15 protein-coding genes are annotated in these 24,370 nt (G+C 40.2%); 5 read left to right on the top strand and 10 right to left on the bottom strand.

Annotated features, from left to right (window positions below):
• Positions 1-443: 443 nt before the first annotated feature.
• Positions 444-6,113, top strand: a complete 5,670-nt coding sequence (locus RM347_RS02355; RefSeq protein WP_322717903.1) for an ATP-binding sensor histidine kinase — start codon at positions 444-446, stop codon at positions 6,111-6,113.
• A gap of 213 nt (positions 6,114-6,326) precedes the next feature.
• Here RM347_RS02355 and RM347_RS02360 read toward each other — a convergent pair whose 3' ends face one another.
• Positions 6,327-7,718 carry a cytochrome P450 gene (locus tag RM347_RS02360; protein WP_322718141.1) on the bottom strand — a complete coding sequence of 464 codons (1,392 nt, stop codon included), beginning with the start codon at positions 7,716-7,718 and terminating at the stop codon, positions 6,327-6,329.
• Between the two features lie 162 nt (positions 7,719-7,880).
• Positions 7,881-8,915, bottom strand: a complete 1,035-nt coding sequence (locus RM347_RS02365; RefSeq protein ID WP_322717904.1) for a terpene synthase family protein — start codon at positions 8,913-8,915, stop codon at positions 7,881-7,883.
• A gap of 601 nt (positions 8,916-9,516) precedes the next feature.
• Between RM347_RS02365 and RM347_RS02370 the strand changes: the two genes are divergently transcribed.
• The 4 genes from RM347_RS02370 (at position 9,517) to RM347_RS02385 (ending at position 13,532) form a co-directional block, all read left to right on the top strand.
• Positions 9,517-10,836, top strand: coding sequence for a hybrid sensor histidine kinase/response regulator (locus RM347_RS02370; RefSeq protein ID WP_322717905.1), 1,320 nt, complete (start codon positions 9,517-9,519; stop codon positions 10,834-10,836).
• Between the two features lie 38 nt (positions 10,837-10,874).
• On the top strand, positions 10,875-11,051 hold the full coding sequence (locus tag RM347_RS02375) for a hypothetical protein (RefSeq protein WP_322717906.1): 177 nt from the start codon (positions 10,875-10,877) through the stop codon (positions 11,049-11,051).
• Between the two features lie 464 nt (positions 11,052-11,515).
• A complete protein-coding gene (locus RM347_RS02380) occupies positions 11,516-12,058 on the top strand; it encodes a methanogen output domain 1-containing protein (RefSeq protein WP_322717907.1) in 543 nt (180 codons plus the stop codon).
• An 82-nt stretch (positions 12,059-12,140) separates the two neighbouring features.
• Positions 12,141-13,532: an ATP-binding protein gene (locus RM347_RS02385; protein WP_322717908.1), complete on the top strand. Its 1,392-nt coding sequence runs from the start codon at positions 12,141-12,143 to the stop codon at positions 13,530-13,532.
• 312 nt (positions 13,533-13,844) lie between these two features.
• Here RM347_RS02385 and RM347_RS02390 read toward each other — a convergent pair whose 3' ends face one another.
• The 8 genes from RM347_RS02390 to RM347_RS02425 form a co-directional block, all read right to left on the bottom strand.
• Positions 13,845-15,449, bottom strand: coding sequence for an NAD(P)H-quinone oxidoreductase subunit N (locus RM347_RS02390; protein ID WP_322717909.1), 1,605 nt, complete (start codon positions 15,447-15,449; stop codon positions 13,845-13,847).
• Between the two features lie 329 nt (positions 15,450-15,778).
• Positions 15,779-16,051, bottom strand: a complete 273-nt coding sequence (locus RM347_RS02395) for a hypothetical protein (RefSeq protein ID WP_322717910.1) — start codon at positions 16,049-16,051, stop codon at positions 15,779-15,781.
• A gap of 78 nt (positions 16,052-16,129) precedes the next feature.
• The gene (locus RM347_RS02400; protein ID WP_322717911.1) at positions 16,130-17,191 is read right to left on the bottom strand and encodes a WD40 repeat domain-containing protein; all 1,062 of its coding nucleotides are present in this window, start codon (positions 17,189-17,191) and stop codon (positions 16,130-16,132) included.
• Between the two features lie 93 nt (positions 17,192-17,284).
• The gene (locus RM347_RS02405) at positions 17,285-18,256 is read right to left on the bottom strand and encodes a CobW family GTP-binding protein (RefSeq protein ID WP_322717912.1); all 972 of its coding nucleotides are present in this window, start codon (positions 18,254-18,256) and stop codon (positions 17,285-17,287) included.
• A gap of 370 nt (positions 18,257-18,626) precedes the next feature.
• A complete protein-coding gene (locus tag RM347_RS02410; protein WP_322718142.1) occupies positions 18,627-19,541 on the bottom strand; it encodes an alpha/beta fold hydrolase in 915 nt (304 codons plus the stop codon).
• 101 nt (positions 19,542-19,642) lie between these two features.
• Positions 19,643-20,083, bottom strand: coding sequence for a SufE family protein (locus RM347_RS02415; RefSeq protein WP_322717913.1), 441 nt, complete (start codon positions 20,081-20,083; stop codon positions 19,643-19,645).
• Positions 20,084-20,936: 853 nt separating this feature from the next.
• Positions 20,937-21,443: an RNA recognition motif domain-containing protein gene (locus RM347_RS02420; protein WP_322717914.1), complete on the bottom strand. Its 507-nt coding sequence runs from the start codon at positions 21,441-21,443 to the stop codon at positions 20,937-20,939.
• 624 nt (positions 21,444-22,067) lie between these two features.
• On the bottom strand, positions 22,068-24,332 hold the full coding sequence (locus RM347_RS02425) for a M48 family metalloprotease (protein WP_322717915.1): 2,265 nt from the start codon (positions 24,330-24,332) through the stop codon (positions 22,068-22,070).
• Positions 24,333-24,370: the final 38 nt, after the last annotated feature.

Genomic DNA, 24,370 nt, shown 5'->3' on the forward strand with positions numbered 1-24,370 from the left:
TCCTTAATATTTTCTATTAAGAGTTCCCTCTTTCTGTGAGTGATTAAGGAATCAAATCTGATTGTTATATTAGTCTAGCAAAGTAGCCCAATACGCACTAAACCTGCCACAGTTTGCCCTTAACCTAAGGAGAACGGCAGGCTTTTTTGTTATTTGTTCTGCTACATACAAAATCTGCGTCAAAACTTGATAGCTAGTCCCCAGAACGAAAGCAGCAAGAGCACATGATTACCAAATTTATCTGGTAATCATGTCCTTGGAAACCTTATTTCTTTATAGCAAAGTTAGCCTTTGCGGAATTACATAGTTCAATATTAGATATTTAGTAAAAAATTATATTTCATAACACAAATTAAACAAAAAGAAATCGTATTTCCTGAGCAGGATAGTCTTCGCACGGGAATACTAAGCCATAGAAACAAGAATTATGAGCATAGTCCACAATGTTAGTACTATTAGATACATTATATGCGTTTCCTGGCTATCGCATTACCGAGCAAATCTACTCAGGCAGTAAAACCCTAGTTTATCGGGGCATTAGAGAACAAGACAAAAAATCAGTCGTTCTCAAATTAATGCGGAATGAATATCCTACCTTCGGGGAAATCGCCCAGTTCCGAAATCAATATATCATCACCAAAAACCTTGATATTCCTGGCATAATCAAAACCTATAGTTTAGAAAACTACCGTAACAGCTACATCTTAGTGATGGAAGATTTTGGCGGCATTTCCCTCCAAGACTGGCGACTGGAAGACAAGGCGAAGAAAGAAAACAGCCTTTCTCTCAATGAGTTTTTCCACATTGCTATTAAAATTGCTTCTATCCTTGAAGGACTGCATTGCGATCGCATCATTCACAAAGACATCAAGCCTGCCAACATCCTCATAAACCCTACCACAGATGAAATAAAACTCATCGACTTTAGTATTGCCACCCTCTTGCCAAGAGAAATTCAATTTCTCACGAATCCCAACATCTTAGAAGGCACTCTGGCTTACATTTCCCCAGAGCAAACTGGAAGGATGAACCGAGGTATCGACTACCGTACTGATTTTTATTCCCTTGGTGTCACCTTTTTTCAACTCCTTACCGGACAGTTACCCTTCACCACTAAAGATCCGATGGAGTTAGTTTACTCTCACATTGCCAAACAACCGCTAAGAGCAAGTCGGATTAATTCCGATATTCCGCTAATTTTGTCTGACATCATCAGCAAGCTGATGGCAAAAAATGCCGAAGACCGCTATCAGAGCGCTTTAGGGTTAAAGCATGACTTGGAGGTGTGCCAAAGCCAGTGGCAAAAAACAGGAAATATTGCACCCTTTGAACTCGGCGTGAGGGATATCTCGGATCGTTTCGTAATCCCCGAAAAACTCTATGGTCGCCAAAGTGAAGTTGAAACCCTACTCGCTGCATTTGGGCGCGTGGCAGATGGGGTAACAGAAATGATATTAGTTGCGGGTTTCTCTGGCATTGGCAAAACTGCTGTAGTCAATGAAGTCCACAAACCTATTGTGCGGCAGCGTAGTTACTTCATCAAGGGAAAATTTGACCAGTTTCAACGTGATATTCCCTTATCAGGATTGGTGCAAGCTTTTCGAGACTTAATCGGGCAACTGCTTTCAGAAACTGATGCCCAAATTCAACAATGGAAAGTCAAAATTCTGCGGGAATTGGGTACACAAACTCAGGTGATTATTGATGTCATTCCTGAACTCGAACAGATTATTGGTAAGCAACCTCAGGTTACAGAACTTTCTGGCAGTGCTGCCCAAAATCGATTCAATTTATTGTTTCAGAAATTCATCCAAATCTTCACAACCAAAGAACATCCCCTAGTTATCTTTATCGATGACTTGCAATGGGCAGATACGGCTTCCTTGAAATTAATTCAGTTATTAATGTGTGACAGCAGATTGTCTTCTCTTTCAGAAGAGACAGAACAAATCCATAAAATACAGGGGGGTTTATTGTTAATTGGTTCCTATCGCGATAATGAAGTTTCTAAGGCGCATCCGCTTTATTTGACACTACAGGAAATTGAACAAGCAGGAGCAACTATTAATACGATCGCCCTAGCACCCTTAAATCAGGGTGATTTAAATCATCTCATTGCTGATACCCTGCATTGTCCTGAATTAGTTGCTGTTCCTCTCACCCAAATGGTGTTTGCCAAAACCAAAGGCAACCCCTTCTTTTCTATTCAATTTCTTAAATCTTTACACGATGATGGGCTAATTGTATTAAATTTTGATGTTGGTCATTGGCAGTATGATATTTCAAAAATCAAAGAATTAGCTCTTACAGATGATGTAGTAGAATTTATCGCTCTGCAAATAGAGAAATTGCCAATACATACCCAAAAAGTTCTCAAACTGGCTGCCTGTATCGGTAATCAATTTGACTTAAAAACTCTGGCGATCGTCAATGAAAAATCTGTAGTAGATACAGCATCAGATTTGTGGCAAGCATTACTTGATGGACTAGTTTTACCACAGACTGAAAATTACAACATCTTTTCAAAAGATAATACTAATCAAGAATTCATTATTCATGGAATAGAATCTACACAATTTTCAAATTCTAATTTACAGTTACCTAAATATAAATTTGTCCATGACAGAGTGCAGCAAGCCGCTTATTCTTTAATTCCTGAAGAACAAAAAAAGCCAATTCACTTAAAAATTGGGCTACAGTTATTGAATAATATTCCTGTTGCAGAACAGGAAGAAAAGATTTTTGAGCTTGTCAATCAGTTTAATATCGCAGTAGAATTCATCTCCCCTCAAGCTAAACGAGATGAACTGGCCCAGATGAATCTAATTGCTGGACGTAAAGCTTTAGCATCAACAGCTTATCCATCTGCTCTGAAGTATTTAACTACTGGCATCCAACTGCTGGCAGATGATAGCTGGGAGATTAAATATAAGTTAATCCTAGCTTTGTATGAGACAGCAGCAGAGGCAGCGTATCTAGCAGGCGACTTTAGGCAAATGGAGCAATTAGTAGAGGTAGTGTTGGCAAGAGCGAAAACACTGCTGGAGAAAGTAAAAGTTTATGAAGTCAAAATTAAAGCCTATGGGGCGCAGAACCAAGCACTAGAATCTGTTAGGACTGCACTAGATGTTCTAAAGTTGTTGGAAGTTGAGTTGCCTGAAAATCCCAGCCAGTCAGATATTCAGCTAGCGATCGCTGAATTAACATCAAATTTAAATGGAAAGCGGATTGAGGATTTAATTGATCTGCCAGAAATGACGGCAGAACAAACATTGGTAATAATGCGGATTCTATCCAATGCACTTTTTTTCGCCTATGCAGTCACTCCTGAACTTTTTCCACTGATTGTTCTTAAACAAATCAACTTATCGCTCAAATATGGCAATGCTCCCTTGTCTGCCTTTGCATACGTTCTTTACGGAACAATCCTCTGTAGCGAAAAGGGAGATATTCAGTCTGGCTATGATTTTGGCAAACTGGCTTTAAGTTTGGTGGCTAAGTACAATGCTAAAGAAGTTGAAGCAAAAGTCATGGAGGTATTTCATGCAGGTATCCGGCATTGGAAGGAGCATCCTAAGGAAACATTAAACACTGTACTGGAGAGTTACTCTCTAGCGATGGAAACAGGAGATTTGGAATTTGCAGCCTTATATCTTCAGTTTTATTGCTTCTGTTCTTATTCCATAGGTAGAGAACTGACAGGGCTGGAACGTGAGATAGCAAACTACAGCAATGCCCTCAAGCAAATCAAGCAAGAAAGAGCCTTCAACTGGAATTGCATCTATCAACAGAGTGTCTTAAATTTACTGGGGGTTGTAGAAGATCCTTGTCGTTTAATTGGTGAAGCCTATGATGAGGAGAAAATGCTGCCGCTTCACTTGGAAGCCAAGGATGGAATCGGACTTTTATATCTATATTTCCACAAACTACATTTATGCTACTTGTTTCAGCAGTTCCCCCAAGCAGCTGAAAATGCCACCCTGGCAGAAAAGTATTTAGATAGTGGTACAGGGCAACTGGTTGTTCCTTTTTTCTATTTTTACGATTCTCTGGCTAAACTGGCGGTGTACACTGACGCACCTGATTCAGAGCAAAAGTGCATTCTCGATCGGGTGCAAGCTAATCAGGAAAAGATGCAATATTGGGCATATCATGCTCCAATGAATAATTGGCATAAATTTTATTTGGTGGAGGCAGAAAGGCATCGAGTTGAAGGGAAATATCTTGAAGCAATGGAAGAATACGACCGTGCTATCTCCCTTGCTCAAGAACATGACTACAAGAATGAAGTAGCTTTAGCTCAGGAACTTGCAGCTAAATTTTATCTAAGATGGGACAAGCAAAAAATTGCCCAAACTTACTTAATTGATGCCTACTATGGATACGTTAATTGGGGAGCAAAAGCCAAAGTTGACGATTTGGCAAAACGCTATCCCCAATTACTCACTCCTATATTCCAGAAAGAAAAACTGAGTATCCCTGCTAGCGAGGAAAGCACTTCTTTCAATAGCATATCTCTATCATCTTTATCTACCCTGAGTAATCAACAAACTGTCATTGGCTCGAAGACAAGTATTTCGGACTCTCTGGATTTAACCGCATTCATTAAAGCATCTCAAGCACTCTCTGGGGAAATCGAGCTTGAGCGACTACTTTCTACTTTAATGGAAGTTGTTATGGAGAATGCAGGAGCTTCTAAATGCGCTTTAATTTTGAATGAAGGTGATAACTTGGCATTAACTGTCACAGCAGTTTGTTCAAGTTCAAATTTTGAGCATACCTATACTGAGTTTCCATCAACTTGCCTTGAGTCAAGCTACGATGTTCCCATTACTTTGATTAACTATGTTAAACGCTCCAGAGAAATCTTGGTCATTGATGATGCAATGGCTGTTTCTTTTCTAGCAGGTGATAGTTATATAATTAGTGAAGAACCTAAGAGTTTATTGTCTATCCCTCTTCTAAATCAAGGTAAATTAATTGGGATTCTTTACCTAGAAAATCATCTAACGACAGGAGCATTTACACGCGATCGCGTAGAAGTCCTCAAACTCCTCACCACTCAAGCAGCAATATCCCTAGAGAATGCTATCCTCTACAAAAATTTGGCACTAGCTAAAGAAAGCTTGGAGGAATACAACCATACTCTAGAGAAAAAAGTCCAGGAAAGAACGCAGGAAATCAATGACAAAAATCACTCTTTACAACAAGCTCTACAAGAATTGCAACGTACCCAAATCCAATTGATTCAAAGTGAAAAGATGTCTTCTTTGGGACAAATGGTGGCGGGAATTGCTCATGAAATAAATAACCCTATTAACTTTATTCATGGCAATATTAATCATGCTAGTGAGTATGTCCAAGACTTGCTGGATTTGGTCGTTATTTACCAGCAGGAATATTCCCGTCCTTCGCCTTTAGTTGAGGAAAAAGCTGAGGAGATTGATATAGATTTCCTAGCAGAAGACCTGCCCAAGATTCTAGATTCAATGAAAGTGGGGAGTTCGCGTATCCGGAATATTGTTTTGGGCTTACGCAACTTTTCTCGCCTAGATGAATCTGAGATGAAGCCTGTAGATGTTCATGAAGGAATAGACAACACCTTAATGATTTTGCAGCACCGACTGAAAGAAAATAGCAATTTTCCGGAAATTGAAGTTATCAAAAAATATGGGAAATTACCAGAGGTTATTTGTTACCCTGGTCAACTCAATCAAGTGTTTATGAATATCCTGAGTAATGCGATTGATGCTTTAGAAGAGACATTTATCATAAATCATCCATCATTAGTAAACGACAAAGAACAATTAACAGATGCGTCATCGGCTTCTAATAAGGTAGGACAAATTCACATCTTTACTGAACTAACAGATTCTAATACGGCGATAATTCGGATTGTTGATAACGGTTCTGGCATGACAAAAGCCGTGCAGCAGAAAATATTTGACCCATTTTTTACCACCAAGTCAGTAGGAAGTGGCACGGGTTTAGGGTTGTCGATTAGCTATCAGATTGTCGTGGACAAACACAAAGGTAGTTTAACCTGTGATTCCACGCCAGGAGAGGGGACTGAGTTTACTATTGAGATACCGATGCAACAGTTAGAGGGCTAGATTAGTAATCTGTCAAGCCCAAATTTAAGAGTGCTAAAAACCCAGTTTTTGCGAAAAACTGGGTTTTTAAGTACGCGCCACCGGAAAAATGGGTCGTAAATCTATTTTTCGTAGATTAGGTTTTGCTCCGCTCTACCTAACCTAAAATTATAAAAACCCAACTTGTTCCCAAGCTAAGTTTCTAATATTCATTAAAATCGCTTTGACAGATTACTAAAAGACGGATGTAGTTGTCATATTCACTAGAGGCTCTTCACGCACATGTCGTTCTCTAACTACCATCTTGACCCCATTAGCAGGCGCAAGTGCAAAACCTCGACGTTGAGGATGCTCTGGCCGCTTACCAGCTAGATCAAGTTGATAGCCTGATAGAACTTTTGCTAATACTAGCTTCATTTCAAACATAGCCAAAGCTTCACCCATACAGCGACGGACTCCACCACCAAACGGCAAGAATTCATAGGCAGAAAATTCGTGTTCTAGAAAGCGTTCTGGTTTAAATTGCTGAGGCTGGGGATATAAATCCTCACGCTGATGAGTCAGGTAAATATTGGGAACCAGTAATGTTCCAGAAGCTAAAGGATGTCCTAGTAGTTCACAGGGTTCTTGGACTATCCTGGGGAACGCGAACATCGCAATAGGGTGAATACGCAAAGTTTCATTACAAACAGCCGTGAGATAAGGCTGTTGGGAAATGGTTATGGGATCTGGAGAATCACCGAAGGAATCAAGTTCTTGAAGCAATTTCTCTCGGACTTTCGGTAAATGATGAATCCAATATAATCCCCAAGCCATTGCTGTTGCAACTGTTTCATGTCCTGCTACCATCAGTGTCATCAAATAATCGCGCAACTCGTGATCTGTCATCGGATTACCTGCTTCATCCCGCGCTAACATCAGCAAGGATAGGATATCGATGCGATCTGGATTGGGTTGCTCTCGGCGTTGGGCAATTTCAGCGTAAAGCAATTCATAAATTTTTTGCCGTTGACGCAGAAACCATCCCCAAGGACTCCAAGCTCCTAAATCTTGTTGTAGGAAGGGGAAAAAGAGGAAGCTAGAAGTAAAGGGTGAGCTAAAAAGATCCAGAACCAACGCCACCAAGCGCTTGATTTCGTCGTAACGTGCTCCCTTATGCAAGCCAAAGATAGCTTGTAAAATAATTTGCAGAGAAATCTCCTGCATTGCAGTACGAGCTAAGAAGGGCTGATTTAGTGGTAACTGACTAAAGACTTGTTCGGTGAGATTAGAAATCAAAGAACCGTAGGCTCGCATCCTTTCGCCATGAAAAGAAGGCATTGCAAGTTGTCGCCGCCGTTTATGGCGTTCACCGTTCAGCATGAGGAGTGAATATTCCCCGGCTAAGGGTTCAAATATTCTATTCACTTTACCAACGAATAAGAACTTCTTCCTATCGTTAGTGAAAATTTCCTTAATTGCTTGGGGATGGTTTATAAAAACCACGGTATCCCCAAAACCAATTACCTCAGCAGTAAAAATGTCGGGATATTGTTGAGCCGCATTTTCCATAAAACTAACAGGGTCTGCAACCCACTGGATTTTCTGGATTAAAGAGGGAGTTTTTAGTGGATTAGGTAGTTGCATTTGATTTTTCATACTGAAATTGCATTACTTTTGTATTGTTAGTTCTGGATTAATATTGATTAACTTTGAAGCAGTAAAATTCCAGATGCTCCCAATCACCCTTTTTCAAAAAGTCGTTGGGAGCATCGTGGAAAATATTCGCTGAAATAGTATAGTTTTTCCTCAGGTTGGTAGTAGAATTTTCATATTTGAAAGTACTTGCATATTGCTTTGAGATTTATCTAGCTCCAAAGTTTCTACTAACTCCAGCCTTTCTATAGTTTGATAGCGATCAGAATTAAAGTACCAATCAAGATTGCCGCGTATCCAGGCATACATTCCTGATATATACTTTGCAAGCTCAACATCTACTTCTTCTCCAAAATATGGCAGATATGCTTCTAATTTGATCAGTTCTCGTACCTCTCGATCGTGGATTTCAACTGCACGCTTAATCGCTAGTTCTAGAGGTAGTTCCTGTTGATAGTGCAATACTAATACTAGATTGTGAACATCACCACTTGCCATTTCTCTAGAATAGGAGAAGATATCATTACACCAGGCAAGAATATTAATTGTCTTCTCCTTGAGTTTTTTGAAGATGTCGTGCTGTCGTAAGATATCAGGAATGAGCAATTGATCGCAAAATTCAATCAATACTACGGTAAGATCCCCTGCCGAACTTAAGTTCCGTATTCTGATATAAGTATCAATATCCGGTATAATTTCCTGTGCACGGTTACTTGCTTCCTGTACACATCCGGCGAAGTATTCCTCAAAGCTAAAAACAAAGTGATGGAACCATTTTAGGCTGCCTATTTCGAGCATCCGTTGTCGTAGGTCACTTAAAGCATAGCTAAGGTGTATATCATTGCTTGTAAGTTCTGCTCCATTTAATACTTCAATAAATCTCTGATGAAAAAGCTTGAGTGCTTCAGGTTGTTGGCCTAAATCTGACATATCGCATTGGTCATCCCAAATAAACAGCCAACTGAACAAGTCACTGGCAATCTTTATTTTCTCTAGATCGCAGTAAGGATAAGCACCTGCTACTAGCTTGAAAAAATTTGACTTGGTGAAACGTCGATAAACTGATTTATTTGCCAGTAGGTTAAAGCGAGTTACCCATTCAAGAGCATACTCTTCTAAAACATCAACATGCTTATTGATATGGGATGAAAATGGACAGTACAAATCAGAGGAAAGTAGTTCCTTCATAGAAATATATTAGTTAGAAGTAACGAACATTAATTACAGGAGAAAAAATCAAGATACTCACAGAGAGCCTATGACAACTTTTTGAAAAAAACTCACTGCAACACGACATGTTATACAGCGTGTAAATCTATATGAATATTTTCAAACTTAACCAGTATTGTTCAATGTTTTTTTAAAAAACATAACCGTAATTATATGTAAATATATTTTCTTATAAAATTTTTACAAAAAACTTACATTTAGTAATACTCATGAGAAACACTGTTGACTAACTGAAAAAATAAACTTAAGGTATCAAGAATATTGTTCTGAGATAGCGCTAATTTTTTAAAAAGACAAGGGTAATAATAACTAAATCTCAGAACACTCGCCTTCATGAAAGAGGATGTTATCTCCACTGAAAACGAAGATTGGTGGTTAATGCTCTTCATATAGCGAGGCAATTTAGCGTGAAAATGTTGCTGTTATCAGAGTTTTTGGGAACTATAGGCTTGTCAGACGAGAAATTTGTCAGTTAGTCTGCCAATAAAATAGAGGTGACTTAGCTGCGATCGCAAAGCCAATAGTGAACAACTAACAATGAGTAAATTAATTTAAATATATGAATGAAAAACCAGATATAAAAATGCTTTATGCCCCAGAAGATAGTTTAATTCTAGTGGTGGATGATACTACTACTAACTTAGAAATTGTCTTTGATATATTAACTAATGTAGGCTTTGAAGTTATAACAGAAAGTGATGGAGAAAGAGCACTTAGACAGGTTGAATCTCAACTCCCTGATTTGATTTTATTAGATGTGATGATGCCGGGAATAGATGGGTTTGAAACCTGTAAGAGGCTGAAGGAAAATTCAGCTACTTGTGATATACCCGTAATTTTTATGACGGCTAATTCTGATACTGATAGTAAGGTAAAGGGTCTAGATATAGGAGCGGTTGACTATATCACAAAACCATTTCATGAAGAAGAATTATTAGCTAGAATTAAAACCCATCTTCAATTAAGAAATCTCACAAAAACTTTAGAAAAACGAGTTTTAGAAAGGACAGCAGCGTTGTCTAAGGCATTAAAAGACCTACAAGAGTCTCAACTTCAGCTTGTACAGACAGAAAAAATGTCTGCCCTTGGTCAATTAGTAGCAGGAGTTGCTCATGAAATTAATAATCCAGTTGGTTTTATTCATGGCAATCTCGGACACGCTTCAGTATATTTCCACGACATGATTAACATTATTGGCCTCTATCAGCAGCACTATCCTAATCCAGTTCCAGAAATTCAAGAAGGAATTGCAGCGATAGATTTGAAGTATATGCTTTCCGATCTACCTAATTTAATTTCCTCAATGAAAGAAGGAGTTCAGCGCATTCGCAACATTAGTACCAGTCTGAGAACCTTTTCTCGAGCAGATAGCGATCGCAAAGTTTATTGCAACATTCATGATGGCATCGACAGTACAATCATGATTCTTAAACACCGTTTAAAAGCATCTGAATATCGACCCGATATTCAAGTAATTAGAGATTACGATAAATTGCCAGACTTAGAATGCTTTATCGGACAACTAAATCAGGTATTTATGAATTTGTTAGCTAATGCTATTGATGCTTTAGAGGAGTCTAATATAGGGCGTACATATATTGAAATTGAAGCAAATCCTAATCTAGTTTTGATTCAAACCACTCTCACTGAAGATAAAAATTATATCTTGATTCGGATTAAAGATAATGGTGTGGCAATGTCGTCTGATGTCCAGCAAAAAATCTTTGACTATTTATTCACCACCAAGCCTGTGGGTCAAGGTACAGGATTAGGATTATCAATTGCCCATCAAATTGTTGTCGAAAAACATGGAGGAACTCTAGAGGTAAATTCAGTATTAGGACAAGGTTCAGAATTTATCATTAAGCTTCCCATTTAATAACTATAGTAAGTAGCATTCATAAAATAAATAAATTTATGTTCAAGGCAGTAGTAGGTCACAGTAAAGACCCAGATTCTTTATCAGTAGTTGAAGAAGTTCTTCAGCAATGTGCCGATTTTATTGCAGGAGATATACCAAAAACTGGGATTATTTTTGCTACAATTGACTTGGAACTTAGGAAAATAAATGTTCAATATGTTAGCAGGTCATAATAATCAAATAATTGCTACTTCATAATTCGTAATTAATTACAGTTTTAAAGCAACAAAGTTTATTTATGGAAAACAGGAAACTTTTGTCCTAATTACGAGTAAGCGAATTTATGTATGGAGTGATAATACAATATACCTGGAGTTAGTGATATTTTGCCCCGCAAAATCCCTCTAACTCCCTTTCCAAGGCTTGCTTTAATTACCTCCTTAAAAAGGAGGCTTAGGGAGGATCAAGCCTTAATCCAAGCGTATTGGGTAATAATGGAGACTAAACTAGAAGAGATTTTGTAAAATCGGGAACTGTTATAACGATAAGGTTCAGAATTTGTGACGGACATTACATTACTATTCATTAGAAACAAAAGCAAGCATCAAATTGTCTGACGAAAAAGATTAAGCAGTTACTTTAGATGCATTTTGGGGAACTCTATAACTGTAGTTCTAAAATTGTGTCCTCAAAACCTATGACCAATGCACTTAACCACTCAATAGCCAAACTTAATCTTTCTTTAGAACGCGATATATTTTTACGTACATTAATCAGAGAATTATCTGGCACTTTGCAGGATGTAGTTGGCTTAGAAGAAGCTTCTGGATTTATTAGCGTAGTTGGTGAAAGGATGGGAAGGCAGATTAATCAAGATTATAAATCTGCCCTGGAAGTCTCCAATCTTTCTCGTAAGCAAGTAGCTGATGTCTTAATTGATTTAAAAAAACGAATCCAGGGCGATTTTTATGTCATTGAGCAGAATGATGAAAAAATTGTCTTTGGCAACCGCATCTGCCCATTTGGTGAAAAAGTACTTAATCGCCCTGCCATGTGTATGATGACTTCAAACGTCTTTGGGACGATCGCAGCTAATAATCTGGGATATGCGAAAGTAGAATTGCAAGAAACCATAGCACAGGGTGCTTCTGGATGTAGAGTTATTGTTTACTTAAAACTTACAGAAGAAGCAGAAGATGCAGAAGGTCGAGAATACTTTAGAGGACTAGAATCTGTCTAAACCCTCAGCATCAAAATAACTCCAGGATATAAGCTTAGTGCAGATATGTAAAGTAGAGCCGAACCTTGAAATTGGAAGCCCCATGACTCCTGAACAATTTCTTGAACTTGCCAGAGTTTTACCAGAACCTTTACTCCTGGTGAGTGGAAAGGGTGAATTGTTAGCTACCAATCAACCAGTAGCGGATATGTTAGGGTTACGCCGTCAGGAACTGCGAGGAAGAATGCTCTTTGAACTTGTAACTGAATCTACCAACGATGTTGTCAATTACCTGCAAGCTTGTTCAAGTAGCAGGGCAATGGTTATTGGCTCCTTGACTTTACGAAAGAATGATGGACAAACGTTAATATGTCGTAGTCAAGGAGCCGTTATTCAACCTTGGTCTCCTGAATCTTCAGCTTTAATTCTCTTACGCTTGGAAAATAGAGTTGTAGCCACCAATAATTTCGTTCTCTTAAACGAAAAAATCGATGAGTTAGCAAAAGAAGTTCAGAAACGTAAACAAGCGGAGGAAGCGCTCTGGAAAGCTAATCAAGAGCTAGAAATTCGGGTTGAGGAACGTACAACTGCTTTACAAGAAACGCTAAACGAACTACAACTTACCCAAACTCAGCTTATCCAAGCTGAGAAAATGTCTAGTTTAGGTCAGATGGTCGCTGGTATCGCCCATGAAATTAATAACCCAGTGAGTTTTATTTTTGGTAACCTTCACCACGCCCATAAATACACTCAGGATTTACTGAAATTGGTGCAAATTTATCAACAAGTTTGTCCAAATACTCCTCCAGAAATCCAAGAGCAAGTAGAAGAAATAGACTTAGATTTTCTGATTCAAGATATAACTAAACTCTTCCAGTCAATGACAGTGGGAACAGAACGTATTCAGGAAATTGTTAAATCTCTACGTAACTTTTCTAGGCTGGATGAAGCAGAACTTAAGCAAGTTAATATCCATGAAGGAATTGATAGTACTTTAATGATTTTGGAGCATCGCCTGCAAGCTAGGCATGAGTACTCAGAAATTAAGGTTATCAAAAAATATAGCCAATTGCCGAATGTAACTTGCTACCCTGGTCAACTCAACCAAGTGTTTATGAATATTCTTGCTAATGCGATAGATGCACTGGAGGTCTCGGCGAACAATGGTAAGTGGTCGGCAGTCAATTCACAAACTACTGATAATCAAAAACTGACAAAGAATAATCCCCAAATTCAAATTAAAACTGACTTAATTGATGAAAAATGGATAGCCGTTAGTATTTCTGATAATGGTTTGGGGATAAATGAACAAGTTCGTTCAAAGCTATTTGATCCATTTTTTACCACTAAAACTGTGGGCAAAGGTACTGGACTAGGGCTATCTATAAGCTATCAAATTATAGTTGAAAAACATAATGGAGAACTTAGCTGTTTTTCTGTTCCAGGAGAAGGTGCAGAATTTGTAATTAAGATTCCTGTTAGCTCAGTCTCATAAAATTTAATTACTTCTTGAGTATTTTTGCCAAAAATTCAGATACCTATTATCTATTAGTAATAGTTTTATTTAGAGCAATACATTTGATATTAGTAATATTTTGCTCCGGAATCTACCCAAAGTTTCTCTTTTTTAAAGGTAGCTTAATCTCCTCATTTTTAAGGATGGTTAGCGATAATCAAACCTTAAACCAAGTATATTTAAATATAAATTGTAGATTTTATTTTAAGTTAAAAAATATGACATACGCCTGTCTGCTGATTAGCAAACAGGCGTATTTTTGAGTACAAAGTTTGGTCAAGACTCGGGTTATTAAATCTTAGCTGTAGAATCAACTGAGGGTTGAGACTGACTAACCGAATCTAACTTTGGTAAAAGCAGTGGATTTTGTGCTTTTACATTACTGTTGATTGTTGCTTGCAAAATTGGGGTATGGGAAATGGAATCGTTAGCCAATGTAAACAGTGGATTTGACAAAATCCCTGCTATAGAAGTGGCAATGAATGTTACCACCAACCCGACCTGCAAAGGTCTCATCCCAGGCAAATCCCAACGCACTTGTGGATAATTTTTCACCGCGTCGGACATTTCATGGGGTTCTTTGACTACCATCATCTTAACTACGCGAATGTAGTAGTAGATGGAGACGACGGTGGTAACTAAGCCCAGCAAGACTAACCAATAAAGACCTGCTTGCCAACCAGCCCAGAATAAGTAAATCTTGCCGAAAAACCCAGCTAATGGTGGAATACCACCCAAGGAAAGCAGGGAGATACTCAACGCCAGTGTTAGGAGTGGGTCTTTTTGATATAAACCAGAGTATTCGGCAATCTGGTCGGTTCCCGTCCGTAGTGAGAACAGGATGATGCAGGTAAAGCCGCACAGGTTCATGAATAGGTAAACCAGTAGGTAAAATATCATACTGGCATAGCCAGCCTGTGTACCAGCAATCAAGCCAATCATTACAAACCCAGCTTGGGCAATGGATGAATAAGCTAGCATCCGTTTCATGCTGGTTTGGGCTAGGGCGACTACGTTACCCAAAATCATGCTGAGAACGGCCAGAGCCGTGAAGACAAACCTCCACTCGTCAGCAACAAGGGGGAAGGCTGTTGTCAGCAAGCGAATGGCTAGGGCAAACCCAGCTGCTTTGGAACCGACAGACAAAAAGGCGATGACTGGGGTGGGAGCGCCTTCGTAAACGTCTGGTGTCCACTGGTGGAAGGGTGCAGCGGAGATTTTAAAGCCAATACCTGCGATCGCAAAAACCAGGGCAATCACTAAACCTAAAGATTGTCCGACTTTAGCTGTGGCAATGCCATTAGCGATCGCACTTAATTCAGTTTGTCCTCCAGATAGCCCATACAGCAGTGATACACCGTACAAAAATATTGCCGTACTGGAAGCTCCAATTAACAAGTACTTCAGCGCTGCTTCATTGGAACGGGGGTCACGCTTGGTATAACCTGTTAACAAGTAAGAGGAAATACTCAGGGTTTCTAGGGAGATGAAAATCATCACCAACTCACTAGCCCCGGATAAAAACATCCCTCCTAAAGTAGCACTCAGCAAAATCGCGATGAATTCGGCTAAAGCGGTGCCGCTCTGCTCAACGTAGCGAATTGACATCAGTATAGTCGCGATCGCAGACAAGGCAATAATACCGCGAAAGACGATACTCAGGTCATCAGCATTAAAACTACCGGTAAAACCGATGGGATTAGGAGCGTCCCATTGAAAATATAGGGCGACAATCGAAGCAAATAAACCTGCGATCGCTAGATATCCAATCCAGCGCGCGGATGTACGCCCCAAAATCAAATCAACAATCAAAACCCCCAAGAGGGTGAGAATAACAATCCCCTCTGGCAAAATCGTTCCAGCGTTTAGCTGGGATGCAATATTAGCAAAATCCATGAGATGTATAGGTTTTGGCGATTAGACATTAAGGCTAACTCTGTTCACTCTAGCAAGTTTTCTAATCCCCGGACTAGCTCTTTTAACAAGAGCTTAACAGCTTGGGTGTAGATGGCAATTGCATCAACTTGACTGGCTTACCAGCAGCTTTCTCAGTATTTAGGAATTCACCTAACAGCTTTCCTACCTCGTTTTTTAGGCGTCACCTTTAGCGAATATCATAAATAATTATGCCGCAACCGATGCGATCGCCACGGACAAAAAGCTTATAAAATTAATAAGGGCACAGCAACGCTGTGCCCCGACAATATTTATAACTCCTAACTTTATTAAAAACCGACTGATGGCAGCTTGCCTTGTAGCGACTGAAATTTAGACTGAACACAGTTGGCACAATTGCAACCAAGTTGATCAATAATCGGATTAGATGTTTGAATCAAGTTTGGTCTTGCCAGCTCAGGAATTTGTTGTGTAGATACTACCGTCATCATTTGGGTAGCATAAACAGATTTCAGAGTGGATGCGTTTGCTGGATTGACTACCAGCAGCATAAATGTCAAAAGTGCGGGACAGGCAAGTAAAATCAGTTTGACAATGTTCATAATTTACACAAAGATACCTTTGCTGATACAGCATAGCCAATAAATTGCCGAGGTTCAACTTTAATTAGTGAGTATTGCTTAACTACGCCCGAATCCTTGACCCCGCAAAATCTTTGACCATACAAGTAATTCGCCCTGCTCACCGCCTGCGGCCAGTAACTTACCTTGGGGATGCCAAGCTAGAGTGGAAAATCCTGCTGAGACACCTGTGATAATTTGGGATACTTCCTTGGCTTGGTTCCACAAACATAACCAGCCGTCAGCAGCAGCAGAAGCGAGAAGGAAGCTTTTAGGTGCAAAAGCGATCGCATTGATCACACCCACATGATTTGTTAAAACTCGCGCTTCCCAACCTAAAGTATCATCCTCTAGCTTTTCCCACACCACAATACCTTCAACGCTAGAAGATGCCAGTATTGGCGCACCCACTTTCGTAATAGCTTCTGACCATGCTAATTGGCGAATTTTTCCAGGGAAACCACGCATCACCCAAGGGTCGGGATTGTTCCATTCCAAAACGGTAACACTACGATCCATGTTGCCAGAAGCCAGAAATTTGCCATCGGGCGACCAAGCCATAGCTAAACTGACAGTAGTCATATTTAAGCTGTATGGTTCTTCATCCCAGTTTTGACTATGCCAAATTTTGACTCCCTTATAACCACTAATGGCTAAGTATTGTCCGTCAATGCGCCAATCTATACCCAATACTGAAGAGTTGTCGAAATTCAGCGTTACGACAATTTCATGAGTATCTGCATCCCAGACTTGGACATAACGCCCCAAACTAAAAGCGAGTTGGTTACTGGTGTAATTCCAAGCTAACTTGTCAACCCATGCAGGAGCATTTTCCAAGGTGGCGATTAATTCAGTGTCGCGCCAAATTTTCACCTGTCCATCTTGTCCACCAACGGCTAAAAATTTGCCATCGGGCGAAAAGGCGAGACAGTCTACTGATTTACCGTTAGCAGTTTGTAAGGTTGTGAGTTCGCCATCATTCCACTGAACTACTTCCCCGGCAGCGGAAGTTGCTGCTAAAGTTTTACCTTGTGGCGACCAAGCGATCGCAGTTACATAATCTGAAAGTGTCCCCGAATAGTGTTGTTCAAATTCCTTAGATTTGCTGGGTGTGGAGTTCATAATTTTCTACAGGAGTGAAGAGTTAGAAGTTAGGAGTTAAAAGTTAGGAATTTTTAACTCATCACTCATAACTCCTAACTCCTAACTTTTTATTTACGCTAAACAAGCGAGAAAATCTTGCTTGAGTTGGTCTGCATCAAGGTTGCGACCGATGAAAACTAGTTCGTTTTTGGGGGTTTCACTGGGTTTCCAAGGGCGATCTGGTTTGCCATCAAATATCATGTGTACTCCTTGGAATACAAATCGATTATCTTCTCCAGCAATATTTAAAATGCCTTTCATCCGAAAAATATCTGGGCCTTGGGTACGCAGTAACTCGGAAATCCAAGCGTTTAATTTTTCTCCATTGACTGCACCTGCTTCTACTAAGGCCACAGAAAAGACGGTTTCATCGTGTACGTGGGCATCTTCGCCTAAGAAATCTGGATCAATTTCTAATGCACGGTCTAAATCAAAGGCTTTTACACCTAATAAAGCATCCATTCCTAGTTCAGAATTTTGAGTACGGTAGATTTTTGCGATCGCATTCATCGCCCGAATCCGTTTTTCTAATTCATTCAACTCTTCTGGCGCTACTAAATCAGTTTTATTAAGTAAAATTACATCAGCAAAGGCAATCTGTTCTTGTGCTTCGTCTGCATCCCAGTGCTGCCAAATATGCTTGGCGTCTACCACTGTCACTACCGCATCTAAAGATATTTGACTTTGCAAATCTTCATCTACAAAAAATGTCTGAATCACTGGTGCTGGATCGGCTAATCCAGTTGTTTCAATGACTAAATGGTCAAATTTATCGCGCCGCTTCATCAAATTGCCAATGATACGAATTAAATCGCCACGCACTGTACAACAGATACAGCCATTGTTCATTTCAAATATTTCTTCATCTGCATCGATAATCAATTGATTATCAATACCCACTTCCCCAAATTCATTGACAATCACAGCAACTTTTTTGCCGTGTTCGTAGGTGAGGATGTGATTGAGTAGAGTCGTTTTACCTGCTCCCAAATAGCCAGTCAGAACAGTAACGGGAACTGAATTGTTGATTACGTCAGCCACCATACTCTAAATTCCTCTTGTCTCACCTTATGGATAATCATTATCGCCTATGATAAATCTTTTTATATTTTTGTGCGAACTTGCTGTTATTTTGGATTTCAGCAAAATAATCACATATTTTAATCAAGAAACATTTTATTTTTATGCATCTGTAATAAGTAATAAATATTCACAAGTTGGCGTAGGCTGATAGGAATATTGCATACAAGCCGACCCACGCTGCGGGTACTCTTTTGGAGAACTCGTACAGTAGCCGCAAAAGTCATCTATAGACTTCTCGAAAGCCGCAGGTTAGTACCTTGACAATCTCGGAGAAGCTATGATAATCATTATCGAAAACAAGAAAATTATACTTTGATGAAGAAGTGAGGATTTAATTTTCTGAAGAGAACAAAAAATCTTGAACTGTTTCTAAGACAACTGCTGGGTATTCTTCATGCAGTCCCAGAGAACCAGGTATAACAACGCTTCTCACTCCTGGTAAGGCTACCAAAGCGTTCATTTCTTCTCGTGATTTAGGGGGGCTGGATTCTCCAATTACTACCATGAGCGGTACGGTTAAAGACTGTACAAGTTCTAAAAAATCAGATTGTTCGCGTACAGCATCGAGATTACCAGTTACAAAGGCAGCAGATGCAAATCGCGCTCCTGGTTGTTGAGTCGTGTGCCACTTCTTCTCAATGAAACTGGGTGTAATTTTAGCCGCGTCAGTAAAGACATGACGGCGGTACATAAAACTTAAGAAAGATTGGGTAGTGTTGAGTTTGTAGAGAGCTTGACCAAGTATAGGCAATCGCACCAATTCTCTCACAAAGCCAGCTATCTTTTGACTTGCCCCCATTGTCGGCAAAGGCCCACGCCAAGTAGGAGCTAACAACAAAATCCGTGAGAAAGTAGCAGGTTGTTTGACAGCTAATTGTAAAACGTAACTAGCAGCATGACCAGCCGCTACCACAGTAATGGGAGTATTGAAAACAGCTTTGACAAAATCTTCCAGAAATTGCTGATATATTTCCGGTCTGTAATTCAAACTAGGGCGAGAAGATTGTCCAAATCCAGGCCAGTCTATAGCTACAACTTGAAAATGGGGAGCTAATAACCTGGCAAGTTCGCCCATTTCCAAACGCGTCGAAACAGTGCTGAAAGCTGGTAGTAGCAATAGCGGTGAACCTTTACCGAGGGTTTCATAAACAACGCGCAATTGCTGATTTTCCCAATTCCAGAGATATTCTTGAACTACTCCACCAAAGCCAATCGCAGCAGGGGTAGATAATAGATTGGTTGACATGAGACTGAATTTTGGTAGTTGTATGTTATTTTTCATTAGTCAATTGTCTTTTGGAAATAACAAATGACTAATGACTAATGACCAATGACTAATAACCAAGTTTAGTTAGGCAAATCTAACTTACATTCCAATGCTTTTTTTTGCATGGTTTTAAAAATGTTGTAAAACCCATTAGCACGGGAAGGTGTCAGGCTAACGTTTAAACCTGTTGCTTGAATAAAATCTGGAGTAAGTTGGACAATCTCAGTTGGCGTTAGTCCATGTAATCCTTCAACTAGAAGCCCGACTAATCCTTTGGTTAACTGGGAATCGGAATCGCCTTGAAACACAACCTTACCGTCATCCAAGGCTGCTGTGATATAAACTTGAGACACGCAACCAGGAACTTTATTTTCGGGTAATTTATCAGCTTCTGGGAACTCATTGAGCTTCTGAGCGTACCAGATTAGCTGTTCGTAGCGTCGCTTCGGTTCGGAAGCGCGTTGAAAGCGCTGGACAATTTTAGCGAGCGCAGGTGGCAAAGAATCTAGAGTTGAGGACATAACAGAAGCTGAAAACGATCGGTATCTCCTTGAGTGTAGATTATCTTTAGAGCGATGCCTACAGCGGGCTGCGCCTACGCGCCTTCCATTCACCTTGGCATATCAGCCAGCCATAATAGCCATTATTGACTATAATTTGTCAAATCCAGACAATTACTGCGATCGCATTCACATCAGTTAGGTTTTTTAATGCGTTCAGTCACAAAAACTTAATTTTTTTCTAAGCAGGCTTTAATAGCAACTCTATAAAAGTTCTAATTCTATCAGTATAGACTTGCTGCTATTACGTAAGTATGGGGAATGCGTGAAATTTATGTGTCGTTTAATGCAATGACTCTTGTAATCTAGAGGAGATGCATTACAGCCTTTTCTATTGACTGAAATCCAGATTTTCTGGAAGCTAGGCTGTTGGCACACTTTAATTGAATGCTAGAGCTAATTGATTAATTAGAATCGTTCAGATGTACTACTTTCTATTTTAGCAATTTTTGCATAGGACTAGCTTGCCGTAGGCATCGCCCAACTCATTCTCCAAACACCTTTATGGAAAATTACCTTCTTTCCTTTGGAGTAAGCCGCAGTCTGTAGTCTCAGTTCGTAAAACGAAACAGCGCGAAGCGATATTGTTTTTTAGCAGACATTCTTCAAACAGACCAACATTGAAACTAATGATTTCCGTTTCAGTTAGCCTGGACAAGGTACGCCTTAGTACTGACTAGTGGCGATGCAATTACACTTACAAAATTAGCTGCAAGTAGATTTTAACTAAGCAGCTAGATAATAATCGACAATTAAAAATTAAAAATCAAAAAAAAATTCTGATTTTTAATTTTTAATTTCTCTCCCTTACAGATTAATTCGTAGTTTGTGCCGCTAGCATCTGCTTCAGCTTTTCTAATTCCGAAGCCCAACGAGGATCTGGACGAATAGCGTCTGAATCGGTAGTTGTGGTGCTATTTTCACGAGAACCGCCGCCGCCACCGCCGCCACGACGAGGCTTCTTAGAGCTTTTCTCACGACGGCTACCTTCTCTGTTGGGGGTAGGAGCCGGGGTACTACTAGCAAGACTAACTGGTTTAGGAGCTTGCTCGTCGCCCTCTTCACCCTTTGTCCGAGGTAATGCCTTCTCTAGCTTAATGGGAGTGTCTTTGAACATCTGACCATTATACTTTTCAATAATTTCGTCAGCTTGTTCGTCGTTATTGACCGTAAGAAAACCGAAACCACGGCATTTGCCAGTTTTGCGGTCTTTAATTAATTTAGTAGTTACAGCATCACCTTCTGCTGCAAAAACTGCTTGCAGATCTTGACGATCTATTTCATCTTTAGGCAAATTACCTATATATAGGCGAACGGACATGAACTATACCTCCAGAGTTGAATGAACATGGCAAGGCGAGAAAACAATCACTTAGCTTTGGCTTTTAAATAGATGCTATTGACCAAGACTGCCATCAACCAATTTTTTTGCTCGAAACTGTCAACCTATACAACAATACAGTTTTTCGTCGGGATCAAGCTTGTTTAATCCAAAGGCTCACACTATAGTGAGCTAATAACACCTTAATTCTAAGAATTGTAAATTTAATAGCCTATTGCCTGCTAAAGTACACGCTTTTTTCCATGCCCTTTTTCGCAGAATCAAATACCATTCCTTACATTACCACGGTATTTTCTACGTAGCTAGTTTAGCGCATACATTTCCGACGTTAGTATTACTGCATCGTAACATAAAACACATTTTTTTATGCAAGGTAGCATATTTTGAAACAAAAACCAGCCACTGGCTGGTTAATTTGCTGCTGTGTTGGGAGGATAAAAGGTATGGAGCAGGGAAAAAAGCATCCAGATTCATAACTAAGCGGTGATGCTTAGTTACCTCGGCTGCTTTAGTTTGTGTAAATAAATGTAACACTTGTAAAGAAAACCTGCAACTTTTGTTTACATTCCGATTTTTCCTTTGTCCTTTGCTAATGACAAATGACTAACCAGTGAGAAAAACGTATGCACCCCAAGCCTGTGCTGCAACTGCCAAAAAAGTAGACCAAATGGGATGAGGGCTATGAATGGTTTTACCACTTTGAGTTTCCAGGGTTTGGATATCGATCCAAGGTGTTGCTCCTCGCCGGAACCAACCTGTGACGATAATTTGCCGACCGATTAGATCCTGGTGATTGACTGACTGTCCTAGCCAAGAAATATGGTGTAACTTCACCAAACCCGCGCTGGATTGAAAGATTAAATCTTGCGCTAGGGAGTTGCTAGTGCCTTGACGACCTAACAGTTTGCCCACAAGTCGCACGCTGACGCTGTCAATGGGTAAGGCAGAAGGGTCAGATAACAGGTTGGGTAAGCTGTCGTCAGTTTGCACAGTGGCAGGTTTAATATCCGGGAAGAAAGAATTAATCCGCATCACTGTACCGATGCTAAAGCCAATCAGAAGGCAGCCTGTAATGAAAGACCAATCTTCATATATCCACTTTAGATTTAAAAACTTGAGTGTGAATGCTAGTTGCCAGGTTAGCCAGACCAAAGCTGCAAACAGAACTCCTAGAGGAATTCCCAACCAAGGAGCGATTTGTAATAAGAAAGACTGACGCTTAACCTTTGATGGAACGCTTGCAAAATGTAGTTCGGTATCTAGATGCCAGTGACGTGCTATTTGGCAGAGGCGTTCGATGCGATCGCCCATCAAAGGATGGCTATTATTAATCGTAAACCATCGGCGATAGGGATTGGCAGTATCCCACTTCAAAAAGGATTCAAAAGATAGATTGCTGGCAATAGTGCCTAAAGATAAACTCTGTTGGTAGCTGACTGGTGTCAGGAGATTTAAGCTTTCCAGTTGCCAACTGGTCTCTTCCTCTTTTTGGATATCAGCTGCAATGCCAATGGCAATTTTAAGTAAGGCACGAATCAGCGCATTGGGATTACCAGTAATTTCAGCGGCGATGCGATCGCTATAATAAAGCCGCAACCGCGACAACCACAATCCAGTCCCAGTCAGCAAACACCAAACTCCATAAACGAGACTAGCCAGAATTGTCACCGGCCAGCGCCAAATTCTCGCTGATATTTTGTCTCCCAACTCCGACACTTGCTGATATAGCTTATAAATTGGTAGTGTCATCAGCAGCAACAAAGACATTACAGCAAAATCCCAGTGAGCAATATGCCCTAGTTGCGTGGCGTAAATAGTGGCGATTTCATCATCTGCTAGTTGCTCTAATAGCCCTTGACTCACAACAATCCTGGCATTACGTGGTAAACTACCGTATGTCAGGATAATTGGTGCAGCCATTGGTAAAATCCGCAGTTTGGGTAACGGCCAATGCCGCTGTTGGCAACAACGTTGTAGCACCCGAACGGCTTCACGGCTATGGGTATTCAATACATCTTTGGAAAATTCTCGCTGACCATACAAGTTCGCCAGCAGCAGATCCAGCAACCAAGGTGATACTCCGATCAAAATCAGCAATACTATTAGCAACAATTTAGTAGGGTCGCGGTATAAAAGCTGTAATGGTTCCAGATAAGGTAGTTTGACTAAAGTCTGGTTGATGAATCCCAATGCTAAGTTGAGTATTTCTCGTATCACGCAAAACAGGGCGATGAATGTTCCTGCTGACAGTAGCCGCAAAGGAATTAATTTCGGTTTACGTAGTGGTTGCCATGCTCTAGCACGTTGTGCTTGTCGCCAATAAATAACACCGAATAATTTGGCTTGGGTGCGGGTAACTGAACCCATGAACCCACTTAGGGGCGCAGGTGGTGGTGGTGGTGTCGCTACTGTAGCTTTAAGTCTAGCTAGTGGCACCATCGCTGGGGTGTCGTTGTTCTTGGTTTCTATTACTTGATCTTTTGGCTTTTCCTCTAATGTAGGAGTAACTGGGGGAGAATCTGGAGTTGGATCTGGGGTTGAATTCTCAAAGGCAACAAATCCAGTTTCGACTTTTTTTGATTCTTGCTCAGGTTTTTTACGTTTTGTCAGGTGTTCGAGAGCGCGTGTTGCCCACTCTTGAACTTGCGGATTGTTACTCTCAATGAGATTTTGGGAAATAGCGATCGCTTTGGAGGCTTCGCCAATACGTGCATAAGCCATCACTAAACCAACCTGGGCTTGTAAGCTAGCGGTGGCATTGCTTTGGCTGCTAGCAATAGGTTCTAGTTGAGCGATCGCTGTTTGGTAATTTCCCTGCTTGAGGGCAACTAAACCAGCCTCCAAAGACGATTTGGCATGTGAAGGCATACAAATTCTGGCACTCCAATCTCTTCTAAGTGATCCAC

This window comes from Nostoc sp. ChiQUE02, assembly GCF_034531305.2.
GTDB lineage: Bacteria > Cyanobacteriota > Cyanobacteriia > Cyanobacteriales > Nostocaceae > Nostoc.

Coding starts and splice junctions, on each gene's coding strand:
- RM347_RS02370 (WP_322717905.1), top strand. CDS start 9,517: ATGAATGAAAAACCAGATATAAAAATGCTTTATGCCCCAGAAGATAGT.
- RM347_RS02355 (WP_322717903.1), top strand. CDS start 444: ATGTTAGTACTATTAGATACATTATATGCGTTTCCTGGCTATCGCATT.
- RM347_RS02360 (WP_322718141.1), bottom strand. CDS start 7,718: ATGCAACTACCTAATCCACTAAAAACTCCCTCTTTAATCCAGAAAATC.
- RM347_RS02405 (WP_322717912.1), bottom strand. CDS start 18,256: ATGGTGGCTGACGTAATCAACAATTCAGTTCCCGTTACTGTTCTGACT.
- RM347_RS02410 (WP_322718142.1), bottom strand. CDS start 19,541: ATGTCAACCAATCTATTATCTACCCCTGCTGCGATTGGCTTTGGTGGA.
- RM347_RS02400 (WP_322717911.1), bottom strand. CDS start 17,191: ATGAACTCCACACCCAGCAAATCTAAGGAATTTGAACAACACTATTCG.
- RM347_RS02365 (WP_322717904.1), bottom strand. CDS start 8,915: ATGAAGGAACTACTTTCCTCTGATTTGTACTGTCCATTTTCATCCCAT.
- RM347_RS02385 (WP_322717908.1), top strand. CDS start 12,141: ATGACTCCTGAACAATTTCTTGAACTTGCCAGAGTTTTACCAGAACCT.
- RM347_RS02375 (WP_322717906.1), top strand. CDS start 10,875: ATGTTCAAGGCAGTAGTAGGTCACAGTAAAGACCCAGATTCTTTATCA.
- RM347_RS02420 (WP_322717914.1), bottom strand. CDS start 21,443: ATGTCCGTTCGCCTATATATAGGTAATTTGCCTAAAGATGAAATAGAT.
- RM347_RS02425 (WP_322717915.1), bottom strand. CDS start 24,332: ATGCCTTCACATGCCAAATCGTCTTTGGAGGCTGGTTTAGTTGCCCTC.
- RM347_RS02395 (WP_322717910.1), bottom strand. CDS start 16,051: ATGAACATTGTCAAACTGATTTTACTTGCCTGTCCCGCACTTTTGACA.
- RM347_RS02415 (WP_322717913.1), bottom strand. CDS start 20,083: ATGTCCTCAACTCTAGATTCTTTGCCACCTGCGCTCGCTAAAATTGTC.
- RM347_RS02390 (WP_322717909.1), bottom strand. CDS start 15,449: ATGGATTTTGCTAATATTGCATCCCAGCTAAACGCTGGAACGATTTTG.
- RM347_RS02380 (WP_322717907.1), top strand. CDS start 11,516: ATGACCAATGCACTTAACCACTCAATAGCCAAACTTAATCTTTCTTTA.